The organism is Paenibacillus pasadenensis (genome assembly GCF_023715725.1).
GTDB classification, from domain to species: Bacteria; Bacillota; Bacilli; order Paenibacillales; family Paenibacillaceae; genus Paenibacillus_O; species Paenibacillus_O pasadenensis_A.
On the sequence record NZ_JAMBOT010000002.1, the window covers coordinates 109,575 to 127,962 of the forward strand.

Below are 18,388 nucleotides of genomic sequence, written 5' to 3' on the forward strand. Positions count from 1 at the left end.
GCGGTTACCGAATGTTGCTTCTTCAGCAGAATGGCCGTGTTCCTGCCAGGGGTAAGGGCAGATTCGATTTAAACAAAGCGGAATCGGCGGCAAAACGAATGCCTGCCAAACCGGCGGGCTCCAGTAAAGGGCAAACGGCTGGGCCAGCCTCGGAACGCAGCCCATCCTCGTTGCCCGAATCGGCTCAGAAGCCGGCAGCGCGCAGCCGACAGGCCGACGCCAAGGCGCCGCGTATTAACCCAACCAAACGGAAACAAGAGCGAATGAATAAACAACAAGCCAAACCGGCCCGCTCAATCGGCAAAAAGGATCGGCAGTCATTCAAAGGACAGAAGGCCGAAAATCGGCGGATGCCCCAGACTGTCCCCGTTCATAGTCCTCCAAGCCAGCCGTTCCCGGAACAATGCGCAGCTGTATTGACGGGTTCCAGCAAGGAAGTGCTGGAACAAAGGGCAGCGGCATTTGCTGCGCTTGGCTGCCGCAGGCTTGTGCTTGTGTTGTACGGAGATCCGCTCAACGGAATGGAGGAGCTGGACGGCTGGTTAACCGTCGAATCCGCTGAGGTTGAACGGAATGAGCAGCCTTTTTGGTTAGCTGAGGTAGGCGATATAACCGAACAGCCCGTCTTTCGGATAAAGCTATCCGGCGGGGGAGCAGCGGCTGCGCGGGCGGCTGGCGCTGCTGCTGCGGCCGGAATGAACCCGGCTGCACTGCTTGTGGCCGATGCGGATGCGGCACAGGAGCCGGAAGGAATCGCGATGCTCCATACTGCGCTGAGAGCAGCAGGACCCGGCTTTCCGGCAGCGGCGCTGCCGGATGACCGCGCCTGCCAAATGCCTTTCGCCCGCTGGAGCGCGAGCACAAGGCTGAACGCTTTCCTGCATTGGTCGCTCGGCGGAGAGAAGCGCTTGAGCGTTTCGTTTGAAAGAGCGCCGTTTGCCTTAAACGGAGCGGCGCTCCGGCTGCTTGCAGGACAAAAGCTTGCTTCGCCTCCCCACGCGCTTGCCGCCTTCCTTACAAGCGGAGGAATAGCCATTCCGGTACAGACCCGCACGCCGTCTATCGCAGAGAATTCCCCTCAGCTGTGCTACTTGCAGGCAATCTACAGCTCCGCCAGAACTCCGCGGCAAAGTTACCCCGATCAAAGCCGTAACCGGCTGGCAGCGGCCACTATGCAATAGAATCCCTAAAGCCAAAGGAGTGAGATGAACGTGAAAGCTATTTTGCTCGCGGGAGGAAACGGCACGAGGCTTCGTCCGCTGACGAATCTGATGAACAAACATATGCTGCCGGTTCATAACTTTCCGATGATTCATTACGCCGTCCAGACGCTGGCCGAAGCTGGCGCGGATGATATTTTGCTCGTCACGGGAAGGCAGTCTGCGGGCTTGTTCATCGACTATTTGGGCGGCGGGGGGCAGCATGGGGTTCGCATCGCTTATCTGATTCAAGAGCAGGCGGGAGGCATTGCGCAGGCGCTTGAGCTGGCGAAGCCTTATATCGGCAAGGATGAGAAGTTCATCCTGCTGTTGGGCGACAATTTGCTGGAGGAGCCGCTTCGTCCCTTTGTCGAGGCGCATCTGGCCCAGGATACAGGGACGGCGATGGTGCTGCTTAAGGAGGTGCCCGATCCGCACCGCTACGGAGTGCCTGTGCTGGAGGACGGAAAAATCATGCGGATCGAAGAGAAGCCTTGTTATCCGGCAACGTCCTTCTGCGTGACAGGCATCTATTTTTATGACGGCAGCGTGTTTGATATCGTCGCCGATACGGTCCCTTCCGGCCGTGGAGAGCTGGAAATCACCGATGTGAACAACGTATACGCCTGTCGCTCGAAGCTCTTTTACAGACGGTTATCCGGTTGGTGGATGGATGCGGGAACATTTGACTCGCTGCACGAGGCCGCAGGCTGGATGAAAAAACGGGCTTCCGCCGGAAATGAGGCAGATACATGAGAACTGCAAAGGAGAACAAGCCGGTCAGGAGCGAGGCGGAGCTCCAGCGCCAGAAGGGCAGGCGGGACGGTTTTGAGCAAGGCATGGAGGCCGGCCGCCAATCATTCGGAACGCCTTGGCCGGGCACAAGCATTATTATTCCCACATACAACAAGCGCGTTTACTTATACCAGTGCATTCAAAGCATCCTTGAGCATACGCCGGAGCCCTTTGAAATTATCGTTGTTGACAACCGATCGCAGGACGGGACGGGGCAAATGCTTGCCGGGCTGTCGGGCAAACTGGGCTTCGGCAAGCTGCGCTGGCGTGTTCTGGAGCAAAATATGGGGTTAGCCGGGGCTGTGAACCGCGGCATGATGATGGCACGCGGCAAACGGCTTCTGCTGCTCCATAACGATACGCTCGTTACGGCCGGTTGGCTGGACAACATGACGGCTTGCCTGGAGCGGGTTCCTGATGCCGGAATCGTCGGACCTGTCACCAATCTTGTTAGCGGTCCGCAGCAGGTGCGGGCTCCTTACCGGACGATTGCCGCAATGCGGCAATGGTCGGCAAAGCGTAACCTGCCCAACCCCGGCAGCTGGCGTGAAACGGACCGGCTGATGGGGTTCTGCATGCTGATGCGCCGGGAGCTGATGGAGGAAATCGGGTATTTTGATGAGGAATTTGCCAGCGGCCATTATGGGGACGGCGATTATGGGGACGGCGATTATGGGCTTAGAGCGAGGCTGCAAGGGCAGCGGCTGATTATCGCCGGGGATGCGTTTATTCATCAGTACGGAAGCAGCGGTACTCGCAGCTTTGGCCGCCGCTTGGAGGAATTCGTGCTGGGCAGCCGGAGATATTTTTATGCCAAATGGGAGCATGCGGAAAATCTGGCGTACGACGAATTTTCCCGGCAGGAGGAATCAAACGCCGGCAGCGAGCTGCAGCTGTATCCCGGCGGCGTCGCAGCGGAAGGAGCCGACGGCACGATATGGTGGCTGGAGAACGGCAGGCGTTGGCGAATCGTGGGCAGTTGGCCTCTGCCAGCAGTACGGCTGGCGATGCCGCTGCTGCGCCGGTTGCCGATATCGCCGGAGCCGGTGCAGGCGGAGCATGCCGCCCTGCGCTGGCACGGGGATGCCGCAGCGCAGCCGCTGCCGGATACACCCGAAGCAATTACCGTGCAAACAGACGAAACAGCTGCCGAAGCGAAAAGCACCGAACACCTTAGCTGCAGCAAGCCGCCTGAGCTGGTGCTGCTGCCGGACGGAGCACCGGCTTACGTGGAGCGCGGCCGGCTGCGGCGCTTCCTGAACCGGCGGGCTATCGAAGGATGGGCGCTGGACGGTAAAGCTCCAGCACGCAGTTTAACGGAAGAGGACGAGATCGGCCTGCCTGCCGGTTTGCCGATCATTCCGCCGCCAAAGCTGCAGCAGCGCTTGTGAAGCAATCGGCTCGAATCGATAAGGAGGAACAGCGATGGCAAAATCAGCAAAGCCACAGCGTTCAGCGCCAAAAAGCGCAGGCAAACCGGCAGCCAGGGCAGGCGGCAGAGCTGCGGCCGCTCGCGCAGCAAACAAGGCTTCGTCCGTGAAGCCAGTCAAAAGACTTGAAGCCGGAAAGCCTGGACAGAAGAGCAGAGCAGCCGCAGGCAAACCAGGAGCATTGGCGAGAGGAGCTGCCGGAAAGACAGCGGGGGCAGCGAGAACGACGGCTCGGTCGGCTGCCCGCAAGACCAAGGGATCCGGCTTCGAGGGCGGCTTTCAGCAAGCCTATTCCGAAGGGTATCAGATCGGTTTTGTGCAAGGCTACGAGGAAGGTCTTCAGTTCGCATACGAGACTCAGCCTTGATGCATTTTCTCCGCTAAACATGGATTGGGCTGTCAGCTGATTCATCCATAGATTTGGAAGGCTGGTCATTCGCCATTTTTGAGCTGCAACGGACAAGAGACCACAATGGCGCGGCAGCAGAGGAATACAGTGGATGAGGAAGAGAGGAGACATGTGGCATGGCAAGGCAGAGGTCTATCAAACCGAAGTCCAGTCTGGAGGCTAGTTACGCAGAAGGATGGGCCGACGGGGTAAGGGATGGAGCCTGTCAAAGCGCGGCCGCAACGGTTGCGCAGCCTATTGTCGCTAAACGCGAGCTCCGTATCCTGTATGTGCCGCAAGGTTTTCCGGCCATTGATCAGGGAGTGATGGATGCGCTCCAGCAGCATGCCGGAACCGTTCATCAGGTGCACCCGTCCGGTATGGAGGCTGCTGCTGCCGAAATGAGGCCGGATCTGGTGCTCGTCATGAACGGCCTGCACGTATTCCCGGACAATCAAGCGGCCCAAATTTCCGCGATCCGGGCAATGGGAATCCGCACGGCAATCTGGTTTGCCGACGATCCCTATTTTTCGCGGGAAACGAAACAGCTTGCTCTTGTGTACGATCATATTTTCACGCATGAGCTGGAGGCAGTGGACTTTTACCGAAGTCTTGGCGCGGCTAACGTCAGCTACATGCCGCTTGGGGTAAACCCGGCGCTGTTCAAAGCAAAACAGGTGGAACGAGAGTACCGCAGCGACATCTGTTTTGTCGGGCAGGGCTTCTGGAACCGGATCGCTCTATTCAACAAAGTGCTGCCGTCGCTTGAAGGACGCCGTGTTGTCATTGCGGGCGGGGAATGGCAGAGGCTGAGGCAGTTCAAACGGTACAAACGCTGGATTCGCCAAGGCTTTATGCCGGTGGAAGAGACGGTCAACTTTTATAACGGGGCCAAAATTGTGCTGAATGTCCATCGCACGACGAATCCCGGTCTCGATAACCACAATGATGCCGGTCTGCGCGGCGCTTCCATCAACCCGCGTACGTACGAAATTGCCGCATGCGGCACGCTGCAGATGACAGATGTGAGAGATGATCTTCCCCGGTATTTCACGCCTGGCCGCGAGCTTGTCACCTTCCAAACGCCATTGGATCTGGTGTCCAAAATCAACTATTTTCTGGAAAACGAGCATGAGCGGAGAGCGATCGCAGTGCGCGGCATGCTGAGAACGATGCGGGAGCATACCTTCGTCAGCCGAGTGGGAGCGCTGCTGAATCAGCTTGGTTTGTAGTGGGGCGCTTGTGCGCGAAGCCGGAATCGGATGAACCTGAGAAGGAGGGCTTACATTGGCGGTTAATTTGCGCGGCAAAGTGCGCCGAACAGGCAGCGCTAAGGAAACTGCGGGACGGCGCGGCGCCATGCTGCCGGCCAGGGATGTGCAGAGAAGCCGTCAAGCGGGGTTTAATGCCGGCTTAGAGCATGGGCGATGGTACGGCAAATGCCAAGTCGGGCTGGATAAGTCGGCGTTTAAGCCGCCGGTATTTCCGATCCATGTCCTGTTTGTGGCTACAGCAAAGGGATACCCGTATTCGCCTCTTGACGCAGCTATTTCCGGGACGCTTCGTTCCATGACGGCGCAACTAAGCATGACTGACACGCATCAGCCGGTTGTTCAGCAGGCAAAGTCGCTCCGTCCCGATGCCGTAATCGTGCTGGATGGGCTGCAGTTTCCGGTAGAGCAGGTGGATGCGATCCGGGCGCTTGGAATTCCGACGGCGATCTGGTTCACTGACGATCCCTACTACTCCGACATTACAAAGGTTCTGGCCCCTCATTATGACTATGTGTTCACGCTGGAAAAAAACGCGGTCGAGCTTTACCAAAGCATGGGCTGCGCCAATGCGCATTACTTGCCGCTGGGAGTTAATCCCGCAGAATTCCGGCCGCGCAATCCCGAGCTGGCAAAGCGCCGGGAGGTTTGTTTTATCGGCTCCGCCTATCATAAGCGCGTGGAGTTTTTTAACGAGATTACCCCCTATCTTTTGAAACGCAGCGTGTTTATTTCGGGCTTATGGTGGGATCGTCTGCGGGACTACAAACGGCTGAAATCCCAGATTCGCTCCGGCAAATGGATGGGACCAGCGGAAACGGCAGCCACGTACAACGGCGCTAAAATCGTCATTAACATGCACCGCGCTCATGATGATCACTCCTTCAACTACAACAGCGCCGGCCTGACGGCGGTTTCCCCGAATCCCCGCACGTTTGAAATATCCGCTTGCGGAACGCTGCAGCTGACCGACATCCGCAACGATCTGCCCCGGTTTTATAAACCGGGCGTTGATCTGGATACGTTCGCTTCCGCGAGGGAGCTGATCGACAAAATCGACTATTATCTGGCCCATGAGGAGCAACGCCAGGAAATAGCGCTGCGCGGAATGTACCGGACGATGAGAGAACATACCTACGGTCACCGCTTGACCGACATGCTTACCGTCATGTTTCCTTCACGGCTCAGCTGACGGATGGCAGATTCGGCCTGGCAGAAAGGAAGGCGCTGAGATGAATTTCAGACCGAAACTGCTGTTTTTCTCGCATATCGGAAGCCCTGAAGCGATAACCGGCGCCGAAAAGCTGCTGCTCGCAACGGTCATCGAGCTATCCGCCATGGCGAGCTGCGTGCTAGTCGTTCCAGAGCATGGCATGTTGTCCGAACGGGCGGCCGCAGCGGGCATTGAGGTGAGAGCGGCGGGGAATGTGCCGATTTTTTACTCCATGTATCAGGGATTGCCGACGATACGCCGCGAGGTGGAAGCCGGCATGCGGGGTTATGGGATGCTGACGCTGTACCGGCTGCTGGCTGAGCTTCGGCCAGATGCGGTTTGGGTGAATACTTGCGTTCATCCCTTGCCGGCGGTTGCCGCAAGCCGGCTTGGAATACCGGTTGTGTGGTGCCTGACGGAAACGATGAGGACGGCGGAAGGCACAAAACACACGCTATCGCTGATTGAGCAGTACGCGGACCGCGTTATCGGCATCTCCTCCTCAACGCTGGCTCCGGTAAGGCGGATTCGCCCTTTGCTGGAAGCAAAAGCCGAGGTACTTTATCCCGGAATCGATGCGGCCGAGCTGAACCCCGCAGCTTGGGAGGTTAGCCGAAGCAGCCGCAGAGCCCAGCTTGGTTTATCGGAAAACAGCTGCCTCGTCGGTTTTATCGCCTCTCATCTATATGAGAACAAAGGCGTGGACCAATTTCTGGATATGGCTCAACTAACGGCTGCAACGAGTCCTGAAACGGTATTTGCCGTTGTTGGCAATCCGGTTCTTCCGGAATATTACGAGCGGTGCAGAAGCCGGACGGCAGCCGCCGGACTGGAGAGCCGCTTTCGCTGGCTTCCGTTTGAACGGAATGTTGCCGCGATTTATCCCGCCATGGATATTCTCGTTGTGCCGAGTCTGATTGAAGAGGGATTTGGCATGACGGCGCTGGAAGGGATGCTGTTTGGAAAAGCGGTCGTAGCGTATTCCTCCGGCGGCCTGGAGGAAATTATGCACGCGACCGGCAATGCGGAATGGCTGCTGCAGCCGCATGATAGCGCCGGTCTGGCGGAGCGGGTCAGCCGACTCAGCCTGAACCCGCCGCTGCGTCTGGCGATCGGCGGCCGCAATGGGGAAGCCGCCCGAAGTTTGTTCGGCCGGGAGGCGTACCGCCAGCGCCTGGCCGCCAGCCTGGAGAGGCTGGGGCTGGCCGGCGAGCCGAAGCCCCGCTTCGTATACGGCAGCGGCGGCAAGGCCCGCTACGAGCTGCGCGGCTGGAAGCTGCGGAAGCTGCGCAGCCGGCGCGAGCGGATCGCGGCTGGCTTGGGCGCTGCGAAGGAGCATCCGCTGCCGCAGAGCGTGCTGGCGCTCTTCGAGCGAGCTGAGCCGCTCGCCGCGGAAGCGGGCAGCGCCGCCGGCGCCCCGGCCCGGCGCAGGCGAAGCGGCGGAGCAGGCGCGCGGGGCCGGGCCGCTCGGCGCCAGGCTTCGCCGGGCCGGCGGGCGCCTGCCGCGCGAAGAGCGGGCCGCCGCGCGGGAGGCGGCAGGCCCGGCGGAGGCGCTGGCGGAGCCGCGAAGCGGCGGCGTTCGGCCAGCCGGGCCCGCCCGGCGGCCAAACCGCCAGGCCGCAGCAAGGGCCGCAGCAGAAGGTAAACGCCGGGTTTTAAGGCAAACATAGAGAAAGGCGGAGATGACCTATGCGGGTGATGACTGTGCTTGGCACGAGGCCGGAGATCATCCGGCTCAGCCTCATCATCGGCAAGCTGGACCGGCTTGCCGACCGGCACATTCTCGTGCATACCGGACAAAATTACACCGCTTCGCTGAACGATGTGTTTTTTCAGGAGATGGGCGTGCGCAAGCCGGATCATATTATGGCCGGGGGCAGCCATTCGCTTGGCGGACAGCTCTCGGGCATGTTCGGCGAGATGGAGCGGCTGCTCAAGGAAGAGCGCCCGCATGTCGTGCTGCTGCTCGGCGATACGAACAGCGCTTTATGCGCCATCGTCGCCGAGCGGATGGGCATTCCCGTTGTTCATATGGAGGCCGGCAACCGCTGTTACGACCTGACGGTGCCGGAAGAGAAAAACCGGCGCATTATCGATGCGGTCTCGACCATCAACATGCCGTACACGGAATACAGCAAAAACAATCTGCTGCGCGAAGGTTTTCCTGCAAACCGCATCGTGCGCACCGGCAACCCGATCTATGAGGTCATGAGCTTTTACCGCAGCCGGATCGATGCCAGCGATATTCTGAACCGGCTCGGACTGCAGGCGGGGGAGTACTTGCTGGTAACGACGCACCGGGCGGAAAACGTTGACGTGCCGCTGCATTTAGACGGCATTTTGGAAGGGCTGAACCGGATTGCGGAGCGGCATGGAAAAAGGCTGATCTGCAGCATTCATCCGCGCACCAGATCACGCATCGACAGCGGCGGAACAGGCGTCAAGCCGCATCCGCTGGTGGAATTTCACGAGCCCTTCGGCTTTTTTGACTTCGTGGCGCTTGAACGCAGCGCCTGGTGCGCGGTCAGCGACAGCGGCACGGTGCAGGAGGAATGCTGCCTGCTCGGCGTGCCGACCGTCACGATCCGCAATACGACGGAAAGGCCTGAGACGGTCGATTGCGGCAGCAATGCCGTAAGCGGCTTGAAGGCAGACAATATCGCGGCGGCCGTTGACGTTATGACGGCTTTGCCCGCAAGCTGGAGTATTCCGGCAGGCTACGAGGCGACAGACGTTTCAGACATCGTAGTGAAATTTTTGCTTGGAGGGAAATGGAATGTTTGAAAATTCTCGGATCCTCGTCACGGGAGGAACCGGTTCATGGGGATATGAGCTGGTACGACAGCTGCTGCCGCAAAATCCAAAGGAAATTATTGTTTTCTCGCGCAGCGAGTCGGCTCAGGTTTCGATGAGCCGGATGTTTGAGGACCCCCGTCTCACGTTCCGCATCGGCGACATCCGCGATTTGGACGCATTGACCAAAGCGACGCATGGTGTGGATTATGTCTTTCATCTGGCGGCGCTCAAACATGTGCCGGTGTGCGAGGAGCATCCTTATGAAGCGTTGAAAACCAATGTGCTTGGCACGCAAAATGTCATCGAGGCATCCACAACGAATAAGGTAAAACGAGTCATTTATATCTCTACGGACAAAGCGGCGAACCCGTCGAATTTTTACGGCATGACCAAAGCCATCGGCGAAAAGCTTATCGTATACGCCAACCTGCTGAATACGGACACCAAGTTTGTCTGCGTGCGCGGCGGCAATGTGCTCGGCACTAACGGCAGCGTCATTCATCTGTTTACGAATCAGATTAAAACAAAAGGCCAGGTGCGGCTTACCGACCGCGGCATGACGCGTTTTTTCCTGACGCTGCAGGATGCGATTTCGCTGCTGTTCAAAGCATCGGAGGAGAGCCTTGGCGGCGAAATATTCGTCATGACCATGCCGACCTGCCGGATCGAGGACCTTGCAGAGGTGCTGATGGAAGACATCGGCATAAAAGCCGAAGTAATTGAAACGGGCATCCGTCCCGGCGAAAAGCTGCATGAAATTTTGCTGACCGAGTTCGAAAGCAAGAGCACGGTCATATATGATAAAGAATATCTCGTTATTCTGCCTCCGCTCGATATTCCCGGGTTGAAACAGCATTACAGCTCGTATGACGAGGTGGCGTTCGACAGCTTCTGCTCCAGCGAAAATCTGATGGATCAAGAGCAGATCCGGGCGATGCTGCAAAGGGGCGGCTTTCTGAAATGAAGCTGCTCATCCTTGGAGGAGGCGGTATGGCCGGCTCGATGTTAGTAGGCTATTTTCGCGGCCGCAAGGGCTTCGAGCTGGTTTGGACTACGCGCGACGGCAGGGACGATTCCCTGCCGCTCGACGCCTCCGATCTGGAGGCGGTGCTTACGCTGGTGGAGCAGGTGAAGCCGGAACTGATCGTGAACTGCGTCGGCAAGCTGAACCAGGACGCGGAGCAGCATCCGCTTGAGGCGTATACGCTGAACGGCTTGCTGCCGCATTGGCTCGCTTTTGCCGCAGGCGAGAACGGGGCGAGGCTGATTCATATCAGCTCCGATTGCGTGTTTTTGGGCGACAGGGGCGGTTATACAGAGGAAGACAGGCCGGACGGCGTTTCGGTGTATGCCCGGTCCAAGGCGCTTGGCGAGGTTCGGGATCCGCGGCATCTGACAATTCGCACCTCAATAATCGGGCCTGACAGCAGTCCCAAAGGGATTGGCCTGTTAAAATGGTTTCTCGCTCAAAGCGGCGAGGTATCCGGTTACAGCCGCGTTTATTGGAATGGCGTAACAACGCTGGAGCTGGCCAAAGCGGTGGAGTATGCAGCGGGCAAACCGGACGTTGGCGGACTGGTGCATCTGCTCGCGGAAGCGCCGGCAAGCAAGCTGGAAATGCTGGACTGGTTCAAGGAAGCCTACAATCGGGATGATATTACGATTGTGCCTGCGCACGAACCGGCGATAGACCGTACGCTAAGCGCTGTGCGGAGCGACTGGGATTATAAAGCTCCAAGCATCCCGGATATGGTGCGCGAGCTGGCGGCATGGGGACGGAGCTAGCTCCGGCTGGAGAAAGGCGGGGGAGTCATGAACAAACACGCAGAGCCGAGTGCAGGCCGCGCAGCAGCCCGCCGGCTGCTCGTGACGGGAGCAAACGGCTTTTGCGGCAGCCATGCCGTCACCTATTTTGTGTCGGAAGGCTGGCAGGTCATCGCGGGCGTACGGCCGGGCAGCCAGCCATTCTGGTCTAAACCTGGCGGAGCGCCGGCATGGTTCGGAGACGCTTGTGAATCCGGTCTCGTTCATATCGAGCCGATTGACCTGTCCGACAGCGGCGGCATTCGCCAGACGATCGCGCAGACGCGGCCCGACGCTGTACTGCATTTAGCCGGATTAAATACGGCGGGGCCGTCATGGGCCGACCCTTCCGGTTATATGGAGGTAAATCTGATGGGGACGCTGCGTTTGCTGGAAGCGGTTCGCATGTCGGATCACGCCTGCCGCATCGTCGTTGCCGGGTCAATGCTCGGCGTCTCCCTGCAGGAGGGCGAAGTCCCCCGGCCTGCCCATCCGTACAGCCTCAGCAAATCGTTGCAGGCAGCTGCTGCTCTCAGCTGGCATGCCCTGTACGGCCTTGACGTAATCGTTGCGGTGCCGTCCAATCTCATCGGGCCCGGCCCCTCCGCCGGATTGAACCGGCTGCTGGCGCGATATACGTCGGACTGCGAGCAGGCGGCAGCGCTTGGAACGCCGCAGCCTCCGGCTTTTCGCTTATCCTCCGCTACGGAGTCCCGTGATTTTCTGGATGTGCGGGATGCCATGCGTGCATACGGCTTACTGCTGGAGCGCGGAATGGCTGGTCAAAGTTACGCAATGGCCAGCGGGCGAATGACGGAGCTTGGCGAGCTCGCAGCCATGTACGGGGAGCTTGCTGCAACGCTGCTGCTGCTGGAAATCGGTTCAAGCGGCGCGCCGTCGCCTGCCGCTGCGGACACTTCCGCGCTGCTGGCGCTCGGCTGGCAGCCGGTTTATTCGCTGCGCCAGTCGGTGCAGGATACGCTGGACGATTGCCGGAACGGCCATTAATTCCGGCTTCAGCAACAGCATAAAAGCGGCCTGGACATGATCCAGAGCCGCCTATTTGTCGTTTATACGGTGCCGGGCTCCGCACCGCTTTGCGGATTTGTTTTTTCCTTCGAAAGAAACCAGCCGCACAGAGCGATGAGAATCAAAACGCCCCAGAACGTAATTTTCCAGCCGGCGCTTTTGGGGAACGTTTTGGCAAACACGCCAACGTCCGGGTGGGACAACGTATAAACGGCCAGCTTAATGCCAACCCAGCCAACGATGGCAAATGCCGCCGTTTCCAGGCCGGGGCGCCTTTCCAGCAGCCGGCCAAAATAAGAAGCGGCAAAACGCATAATAACAAGGCCAATTACGCCGCCGGCGAGAATGACCGAAAAATGTCCGCCGTCCAGGCCGCCGATGCGCGGCAGCGTCGTGGCCGGAAGGGTAATGGCCAGCGCAACTGCGGCCAGAATCGCGTCGATAGCAAAGGCAAGATCGGCAAGCTCTACTTTTAGCACAGTGACCCAAAAGTTTTCCTGTTTTTTCTCCGCTTCTTGTTTATGTTTTTTCTGTTTGACGAACAGCCGTTTTGCCATATGGCTAATCGCAATGTACAGCAGATATGCCGCGCCGATTGCTTGTACATACCAAACATCCGCCAAGAAGGAAATGATGAACAGCGAGGCAAATCGAAATACAAACGCTCCGGCAAGCCCGTAAAACAGCGCCTTTTTGCGTTCTTTTTCCGGCAGATGTTTGACCATGATGGAGATGACAAGCGCATTGTCGGCGGCAAGTATGCCTTCAAGGCCGATCAGAACGACCAGCACCCATAAATATTCGAGAAGCACAGCAGTATCCACAACGTTCAGCTCCTTTCCAATCTGCATTAGCTAACCGTTAGAATACGCGATGCAATCGGATTTTATTAATTCACAAAACGTCATAGAACTATTTTGATATTGATAAAATCTTGATTTTACCTCTTGCCAATTAATTTTTTGATGTGATAAAGTAGAAACCTAGCCGCAATTTTCGACAAGATTCGATATTTTATTCATATGAAAGCGCTTATATACAAGCTTTGAAGGGCGGTGGTAGGGCTAAGAAGCAGTCGGCTTTTTAATTATAGAAATAAATTATTACCATTATAAATATCTAAAAGAGGTGTAATGAGAATGATATCCATACAGCGTACACAATATCCTAAAAGCCTGGCCATTTTAGTAACCGGTTTCATCGTTTTGGTGTCGATGCTCCTTTTTGCTCAGTCCGCTAAAGCGGCTCCGGTCAACATCGTTAATAACTCTGACTGGTACGATACCAATGGCAACGCGATTTGGGCTCAAGGCGGCTTTATGATGAAAAAGGACAACACATATTATTGGTACGGCATGAACTATGAGGTTCCCAATACGAAAAAAGTAAATCTGTACACGTCCACGGACCTGAAAAACTGGACGAAGCAAGAGAACTCGGTTAACCCGGATTCGGTGGTTGATTTTGGCAGCATCAATACAAAGCTGGACGCAATTGGAGATACGACGACAACTCGTTATGCGCCAACTCAGTGGATTGGCCGTCCGTTAGCCGCTTATAACAGCGCTACCTCAAAATTTGTCATCTTAATTGAATGGGGCAATGGAGACGGAAACGGTCGCAATAAAATGGCGGTGTTCACGAGCAGCACTGCAGCGGGACCGTTTACGTATGAGAAATTCATCGCCATGCCGGGCGGTTATAACATGGGCGATCTTGGCTCTGTTTTCACGGATACAGATGGAAGCACTTACATTACGTATACAATTGACTACAATCCGGCGTGGTATAACTCCGGCATTCAAATCAGCAAGCTGACCTCGGATTACACGGGCATCGCCGAAGTAACAAAAACGCTGCAATCGACCGGCCCTTACAAGGAAGCGACAACGCTGTTCAAACGCGGGTCCGAGTATATTATGATTGCTTCCACAACAAACGGATGGACGTCCAGCCAGAGCTGGTGTTATTCGGCAACGAGCCTGTCCGGAACATGGGCGGCGCCGTCCTATTGCGGAACGAGCCCGTCCTCGAGCAACTCGTTTGACACTCAGGTTGACCAAGTACTGACAATTGAAGGCTCTTCCGGCACCTCGTATATTTACTTCGGCGACCGCTGGAACGGGCGTTTTGGCGGCAGCACGGCTGTTGGTCGCAACCAATGGTATCCGCTTACATTTGATGCAAACGGAAAGCCGGTCATTAACGGTTATGCGCAATGGACGCTGGATGCTGCAGCAGGAACGTGGAGCACATCGGCTCCAGTAGACATTACAAAAACGTATTCCATCTCCAACCGCTGGCCTGGAAAAGCACTTGGAATTGTAGGCGGATCTGCCGCCAACAGCGCCAAGCTGGAGCAGCGCACATATTCGGGAGCGGCAGGACAATCGTGGAAGTTCATCGATGCGGGCGGCGGTTACTATAACATCCGCAACGTGACCAGCGGTTTGAATTTGACGCTTGGCGGTTCTACTCAAAACGGAGCGCAAGTAACCCAGTATACGCCAAGCACGTCAACGAGCCAGCAATTCAGCATTGTGGCGGTAGGCGGAGGTTACTTCAAGCTGGTTAACCGCGCGAGCGGCAAGGTGCTCGGCAATGCAGGCAGCGGCGCGGACGGAGCTATTATCGTCCAGGAAGCCGACGCTAACGAATGGTCGCAAAACTTCAGCTTCACGGCGCTTTAATCGTAAAATCAATGCATAAAACCGGCCTTTTCGGGGTTCCCCAGGAAAGGCCGGTTTTATGCAACAAAGTCGCCAGTGAAGAACTAGTAAATTTTTTATAATTCGACGGAAAGGCATTGTTCAATTTTAGCTTATTGTGGTAATCTTTGAGTGAAAACGCTCTATTTTTAAGTTGGCGGCAGGGGGGATGCATGGAAAGGCAATAAGGAGAATAGTTGTTGCATCTGCAGAGAGAGAGCAGCTTGAAGTGAAAGAGGTGTAGTTGAAGTAAACGAAAGTCAGGTACGGCCATTTTCGTAACCGGTTTCATGGATATTAAACAAAATCTCATGATGCATAGGAGTGACAAAATGACCGTTTCAAACCAATTCCGGAAGAACGCTTTTTATTTAGTAACCGGTTTCTTGATTGTATTGTCTATGCTCGTTGCCGCACGTTCGGCTGAAGCCGCTCCCGAAACGATTGTGAACAATGCGGACTGGTACGATACGTCCGGCAATCCGATCTGGGCACAAGGCGGGTTTACGTTTAAGAAGGACGGCACCTATTACTGGTACGGCATGAACTATGAAATTCCCAATACGAAAAAAGTAAATCTGTACACGTCCACTGATCTGAAAAACTGGACGAAACAGACAAACGCAACGACTCCTGACTCGATCGTTGATTTCAGCACCATTAATGCTAAGCTTGACGCAATCGGCGATACGACGACAGGGCGCTTTGCTGAAACGCAATGGGTCGGACGTCCGGTCGTCGCGTACAACAGCCAAACCTCCAAATATGTCATGCTTATTGAATGGGGCAACGGAGATGGCAACGGCCGCGGAAAGCTTACCTTTTTCACGAGTGATACACCGCAGGGACCGTTCCAATATCAGAAATACATCGCTATGCCGGGCGGCTACAAAATGGGCGACCTCGGGACGATCTTTACCGATTCGGACGGCAGCACCTACATTACGTACACGATCGATCACACCTACACCAACGGCGGGCTGCAAATCAGCAAGCTAACCTCGAATTACATGGACATCGCCGAGGTGACCAAAACCTTCGTTTCTACCGGTCCGTACAAAGAAGCTACTGCCTTGTTCAAACGGGGCTCCAAGTACATTATGCTGGCTTCGACGACCAACGGCTGGAGCTCCAGCCAAACCTGGTGTTATTCTGCTACCAGTCTGAACGGAACCTGGGCTAACCCTTACGTTTGCGCAACAAGTCCTTATTCAGGCAACTCGTTCGATACGCAGGTTGACCAGGTATTAACTGTTGAAGGCACGTCAGGCACCTCTTACATTTATTTCGGCGACCGCTGGAACGGACGTTTTGCTGGCAGCACGGGCATAGGCCGCAATCAATGGTATCCGCTTACATTTGACAGCAACGGCGCACCGACGATTAACGGTCATGCCAGCTGGATTCTGGATGCAGCGGCGGGAACATGGAGCGCTACCCCTGCTCCGCCCGTTGTGGACGTGACTAAAACCTACTCCATCTCCAACCGCTGGCCTGGAAAAGCTTTAGGCATCGTAGCCGGTTCAACGGCCAACTATGCCAAGCTGGAGCAGCGCGCTTACAGCGGGGCGGCAGGACAATCGTGGAAATTTATCGATGCAGGCGGCGGTTATTACAACATCCGTAACGTGAACAGCGGACTGAACTTGACGCTTGGGGCCTCCACAGCAGAAAACGCGCAGGTGTCGCAGTATGCGGCAAGCACGTCGACGAGCCAGCAATTCAGCATTGTGCCTGTAGGCGGAGGATACTTCAAGCTGGTTAACCGGGGCAGCGGAAAGGTGCTCGGCAACACGGGAAACGGCGCTGAGGGCGCGATTATCGTACAGGAGACGGACACGAATCAATGGTCGCAAAACTTCAGCTTTACTGTGCTGCCTTAATTGGGTCCATGCGTCAAGGGCAAATGTGATACTCTATGCTCAGCTTATGAAAGCGCTTAACAAAGAGTCGAAAGGGGGCAATTAGCAAAACGAAGGCATGGAGTAATCGGCTATTTAAAAATACGAACGAAGAGGTGTCAGCTCATTATGACAAGAACGGTCGGCTTTACGCTGCCTACAAAAATTATCACTTTGGTAACCGCTTTCATTATGGCGATTACAGCGCTATTCGTAACTCCTGCTTTGGCGGCTCCGGTAGACATCGTGAACAATTCCAACTGGAACGATACCGACGGCAACGTGATTTGGAATCAGGGCGGTTTTGTGATGAAAAAAGACGGAACGTACTACTGGTACGGCATGGACTATTCCGTCTCCGGCTCGAAACGAGTCAAGCTGTATACGTCCACCGACCTGAAAAACTGGACGAAACAGACCAATAGCTCGAATCCGAATTCAGTCGTTGACTTCAGCACGATTAATCCGAAGCTGAATGCGATCGGAGATACGACGACGACGCAATTTACGGAATCACAATGGATTGGCCGTCCCGTAGTTGCTTACAACAGCTCCACCTCCAAATACGTCATGCTGATCGAGTGGAACAATTCAGACGGCAACGGCCGGAACAAGCTGGCGTTTTTCACAAGCAGCAGCGCTGCAGGACCGTTCACGTTCGACAATTTTGTCGCTAAGCCAAGCGGTTACAGCATGGGCGATTTGGGCTCCATTTTCACGGATGCCGACGGCAGCACTTACATTACCTTCACGATCGACTATTTCCCGGTAAGCTACAACAGCGGCCTGCAAATCACCAAGCTTTCCTCCAATTACTTGAGCCTTGCAGCGAACACAAAAACCTTCGTTTCCGGCTCTCCGCATAAAGAAGCGACAACGCTGTTCAAGTACGGCTCAAAGTATATCATGATGGCTTCAGCGACAAACGGCTGGGGCTCCAGCCAAACCTACTACTATACAACGACTAGCCTGACCGGAACGTGGTCGAATGTAGAGCAGCTGGCCGGCACAAGCCCGAGCTCCGGCAACTCCTTCGATACGCAAATCGACCAGGTGCTTCCGGTGGAAGGCACGTCCGGAACGGCTTACGTGTACATGGGAGACCGTTGGAACAACTTTGGCGGCAGCACGGGAATCGGGCGCAATCAGTGGTATCCGCTGTCCTTCGACGCCAATGATAAACCGACGATTAACGGCTATGGCGCATGGCAGCTGGACGCTGCGGCTGGTACGTGGACGACAGCGCCAAGCCCGGTTGATGAAACAAAAACCTATTCCATCTCGATCCGCTGGCCGGGCAAAGCTCTGGGCATCGTTGGCGGCTCGACGGCGAATAACGCCAAGATGGAGCAGCGCACGTACAGCGGAGCGGCAGGCCAATCCTGGAAGTTCATCTCCGTTGGCGGCGGTTACTACAACATCCGCAATGTAAATAGCAACCTGAATCTGTCGCTCAGCGCCTCTACTGCTGACGGCACGCAGGTAATCCAGTACACGCCAAGCACGTCAACGAGCCAGCAGTTCAGCATTTTGCCGGCAGGCGGCGGCTATTACAAGCTCATTAACCGCTATAGCGGCAAAGTGCTCGGCAATGCGGGCAACGGTTCAGACGGAGCGATTCTCGTGCAAAGCACGGACGCAAACGAGTGGTCGCAAATGTTCAGCTTCACCGTTCTTCCATAATAGAAGGAAAGTCAATTTTATTCGTGCATCAAGCCGGGCTCCTCGCTCAGAGGGGCCCGGCTTTTTACGCGTATTATAAAAATCAAAGAAAATCCCTAAAACCGAACATTTCCAGCAGCATGCAGGATATGCTAATCTTTAACTAGCTATGCCGCCATGAGAGGAAGGTAGA

At 56.0% G+C, this 18,388-nt stretch carries 15 protein-coding genes; 14 read left to right on the top strand and 1 reads right to left on the bottom strand.

Annotated elements, in window-relative coordinates:
* Positions 1–98: 98 nt before the first annotated feature.
* The 11 genes from M3223_RS05860 to M3223_RS05910 all read left to right on the top strand — a co-directional run bounded on the left by M3223_RS05860 (position 99) and on the right by M3223_RS05910 (position 11,903).
* The gene (locus tag M3223_RS05860; RefSeq protein ID WP_251560006.1) at positions 99–1,181 is read left to right on the top strand and encodes a hypothetical protein; all 1,083 of its coding nucleotides are present in this window, start codon (positions 99–101) and stop codon (positions 1,179–1,181) included.
* A 30-nt stretch (positions 1,182–1,211) separates the two neighbouring features.
* Positions 1,212–1,955, top strand: coding sequence for a sugar phosphate nucleotidyltransferase (locus M3223_RS05865; RefSeq protein ID WP_251560008.1), 744 nt, complete (start codon positions 1,212–1,214; stop codon positions 1,953–1,955).
* Positions 1,952–3,385, top strand: coding sequence for a glycosyltransferase family 2 protein (locus M3223_RS05870; RefSeq protein WP_251560010.1), 1,434 nt, complete (start codon positions 1,952–1,954; stop codon positions 3,383–3,385). Before M3223_RS05865 ends, M3223_RS05870 begins: the two co-directional genes overlap by 4 nt.
* A gap of 34 nt (positions 3,386–3,419) precedes the next feature.
* The gene (locus tag M3223_RS05875; RefSeq protein WP_251560012.1) at positions 3,420–3,791 is read left to right on the top strand and encodes a hypothetical protein; all 372 of its coding nucleotides are present in this window, start codon (positions 3,420–3,422) and stop codon (positions 3,789–3,791) included.
* 158 nt (positions 3,792–3,949) lie between these two features.
* A complete protein-coding gene (locus M3223_RS05880; protein WP_251560014.1) occupies positions 3,950–5,044 on the top strand; it encodes a CgeB family protein in 1,095 nt (364 codons plus the stop codon).
* Positions 5,045–5,099: 55 nt separating this feature from the next.
* Positions 5,100–6,275, top strand: a complete 1,176-nt coding sequence (locus tag M3223_RS05885; protein WP_251560016.1) for a CgeB family protein — start codon at positions 5,100–5,102, stop codon at positions 6,273–6,275.
* 40 nt (positions 6,276–6,315) lie between these two features.
* The gene (locus M3223_RS05890; protein WP_251560017.1) at positions 6,316–7,941 is read left to right on the top strand and encodes a glycosyltransferase family 4 protein; all 1,626 of its coding nucleotides are present in this window, start codon (positions 6,316–6,318) and stop codon (positions 7,939–7,941) included.
* Between the two features lie 44 nt (positions 7,942–7,985).
* Positions 7,986–9,080: a non-hydrolyzing UDP-N-acetylglucosamine 2-epimerase gene (wecB, locus tag M3223_RS05895; RefSeq protein ID WP_251560020.1), complete on the top strand. Its 1,095-nt coding sequence runs from the start codon at positions 7,986–7,988 to the stop codon at positions 9,078–9,080.
* Entirely contained in the window at positions 9,073–10,056 is a 984-nt protein-coding gene (locus tag M3223_RS05900) for a polysaccharide biosynthesis protein (RefSeq protein WP_251560022.1), read from the top strand. Before wecB ends, M3223_RS05900 begins: the two co-directional genes overlap by 8 nt.
* A complete protein-coding gene (locus M3223_RS05905) occupies positions 10,053–10,877 on the top strand; it encodes a dTDP-4-dehydrorhamnose reductase family protein (protein ID WP_251560024.1) in 825 nt (274 codons plus the stop codon). Before M3223_RS05900 ends, M3223_RS05905 begins: the two co-directional genes overlap by 4 nt.
* Before the next feature lie 27 nt (positions 10,878–10,904).
* Positions 10,905–11,903 (top strand): NAD-dependent epimerase/dehydratase family protein, encoded by a 999-nt coding sequence (locus tag M3223_RS05910; RefSeq protein ID WP_251560026.1) that lies wholly within the window; start codon positions 10,905–10,907, stop codon positions 11,901–11,903.
* 62 nt (positions 11,904–11,965) lie between these two features.
* Here the strand turns inward: M3223_RS05910 and M3223_RS05915 are convergent, their stop codons facing one another.
* The gene (locus M3223_RS05915) at positions 11,966–12,748 is read right to left on the bottom strand and encodes a TerC family protein (protein WP_251560028.1); all 783 of its coding nucleotides are present in this window, start codon (positions 12,746–12,748) and stop codon (positions 11,966–11,968) included.
* 315 nt (positions 12,749–13,063) lie between these two features.
* On the opposite strand from M3223_RS05915, the gene M3223_RS05920 reads away from it, so the two are divergent.
* The 3 genes from M3223_RS05920 to M3223_RS05930 all read left to right on the top strand — a co-directional run bounded on the left by M3223_RS05920 (position 13,064) and on the right by M3223_RS05930 (position 18,216).
* Positions 13,064–14,614 (top strand): RICIN domain-containing protein, encoded by a 1,551-nt coding sequence (locus M3223_RS05920; protein WP_251560030.1) that lies wholly within the window; start codon positions 13,064–13,066, stop codon positions 14,612–14,614.
* Positions 14,615–14,964: 350 nt separating this feature from the next.
* Entirely contained in the window at positions 14,965–16,515 is a 1,551-nt protein-coding gene (locus M3223_RS05925) for an RICIN domain-containing protein (RefSeq protein WP_251560032.1), read from the top strand.
* A gap of 147 nt (positions 16,516–16,662) precedes the next feature.
* Positions 16,663–18,216: an RICIN domain-containing protein gene (locus M3223_RS05930; RefSeq protein WP_251560034.1), complete on the top strand. Its 1,554-nt coding sequence runs from the start codon at positions 16,663–16,665 to the stop codon at positions 18,214–18,216.
* Positions 18,217–18,388: the final 172 nt, after the last annotated feature.

Excerpts from the sequence above, each read along its gene's own strand:
- M3223_RS05860 (WP_251560006.1), top strand. The coding sequence starts at position 99 with ATGCCTGCCAAACCGGCGGGCTCCAGTAAAGGGCAAACGGCTGGGCCA.
- M3223_RS05870 (WP_251560010.1), top strand. The coding sequence starts at position 1,952 with ATGAGAACTGCAAAGGAGAACAAGCCGGTCAGGAGCGAGGCGGAGCTC.
- M3223_RS05875 (WP_251560012.1), top strand. The coding sequence starts at position 3,420 with ATGGCAAAATCAGCAAAGCCACAGCGTTCAGCGCCAAAAAGCGCAGGC.
- M3223_RS05880 (WP_251560014.1), top strand. The coding sequence starts at position 3,950 with ATGGCAAGGCAGAGGTCTATCAAACCGAAGTCCAGTCTGGAGGCTAGT.
- M3223_RS05890 (WP_251560017.1), top strand. The coding sequence starts at position 6,316 with ATGAATTTCAGACCGAAACTGCTGTTTTTCTCGCATATCGGAAGCCCT.
- wecB (WP_251560020.1), top strand. The coding sequence starts at position 7,986 with ATGCGGGTGATGACTGTGCTTGGCACGAGGCCGGAGATCATCCGGCTC.
- M3223_RS05900 (WP_251560022.1), top strand. The coding sequence starts at position 9,073 with ATGTTTGAAAATTCTCGGATCCTCGTCACGGGAGGAACCGGTTCATGG.
- M3223_RS05905 (WP_251560024.1), top strand. The coding sequence starts at position 10,053 with ATGAAGCTGCTCATCCTTGGAGGAGGCGGTATGGCCGGCTCGATGTTA.
- M3223_RS05910 (WP_251560026.1), top strand. The coding sequence starts at position 10,905 with ATGAACAAACACGCAGAGCCGAGTGCAGGCCGCGCAGCAGCCCGCCGG.
- M3223_RS05920 (WP_251560030.1), top strand. The coding sequence starts at position 13,064 with ATGATATCCATACAGCGTACACAATATCCTAAAAGCCTGGCCATTTTA.
- M3223_RS05925 (WP_251560032.1), top strand. The coding sequence starts at position 14,965 with ATGACCGTTTCAAACCAATTCCGGAAGAACGCTTTTTATTTAGTAACC.
- M3223_RS05930 (WP_251560034.1), top strand. The coding sequence starts at position 16,663 with ATGACAAGAACGGTCGGCTTTACGCTGCCTACAAAAATTATCACTTTG.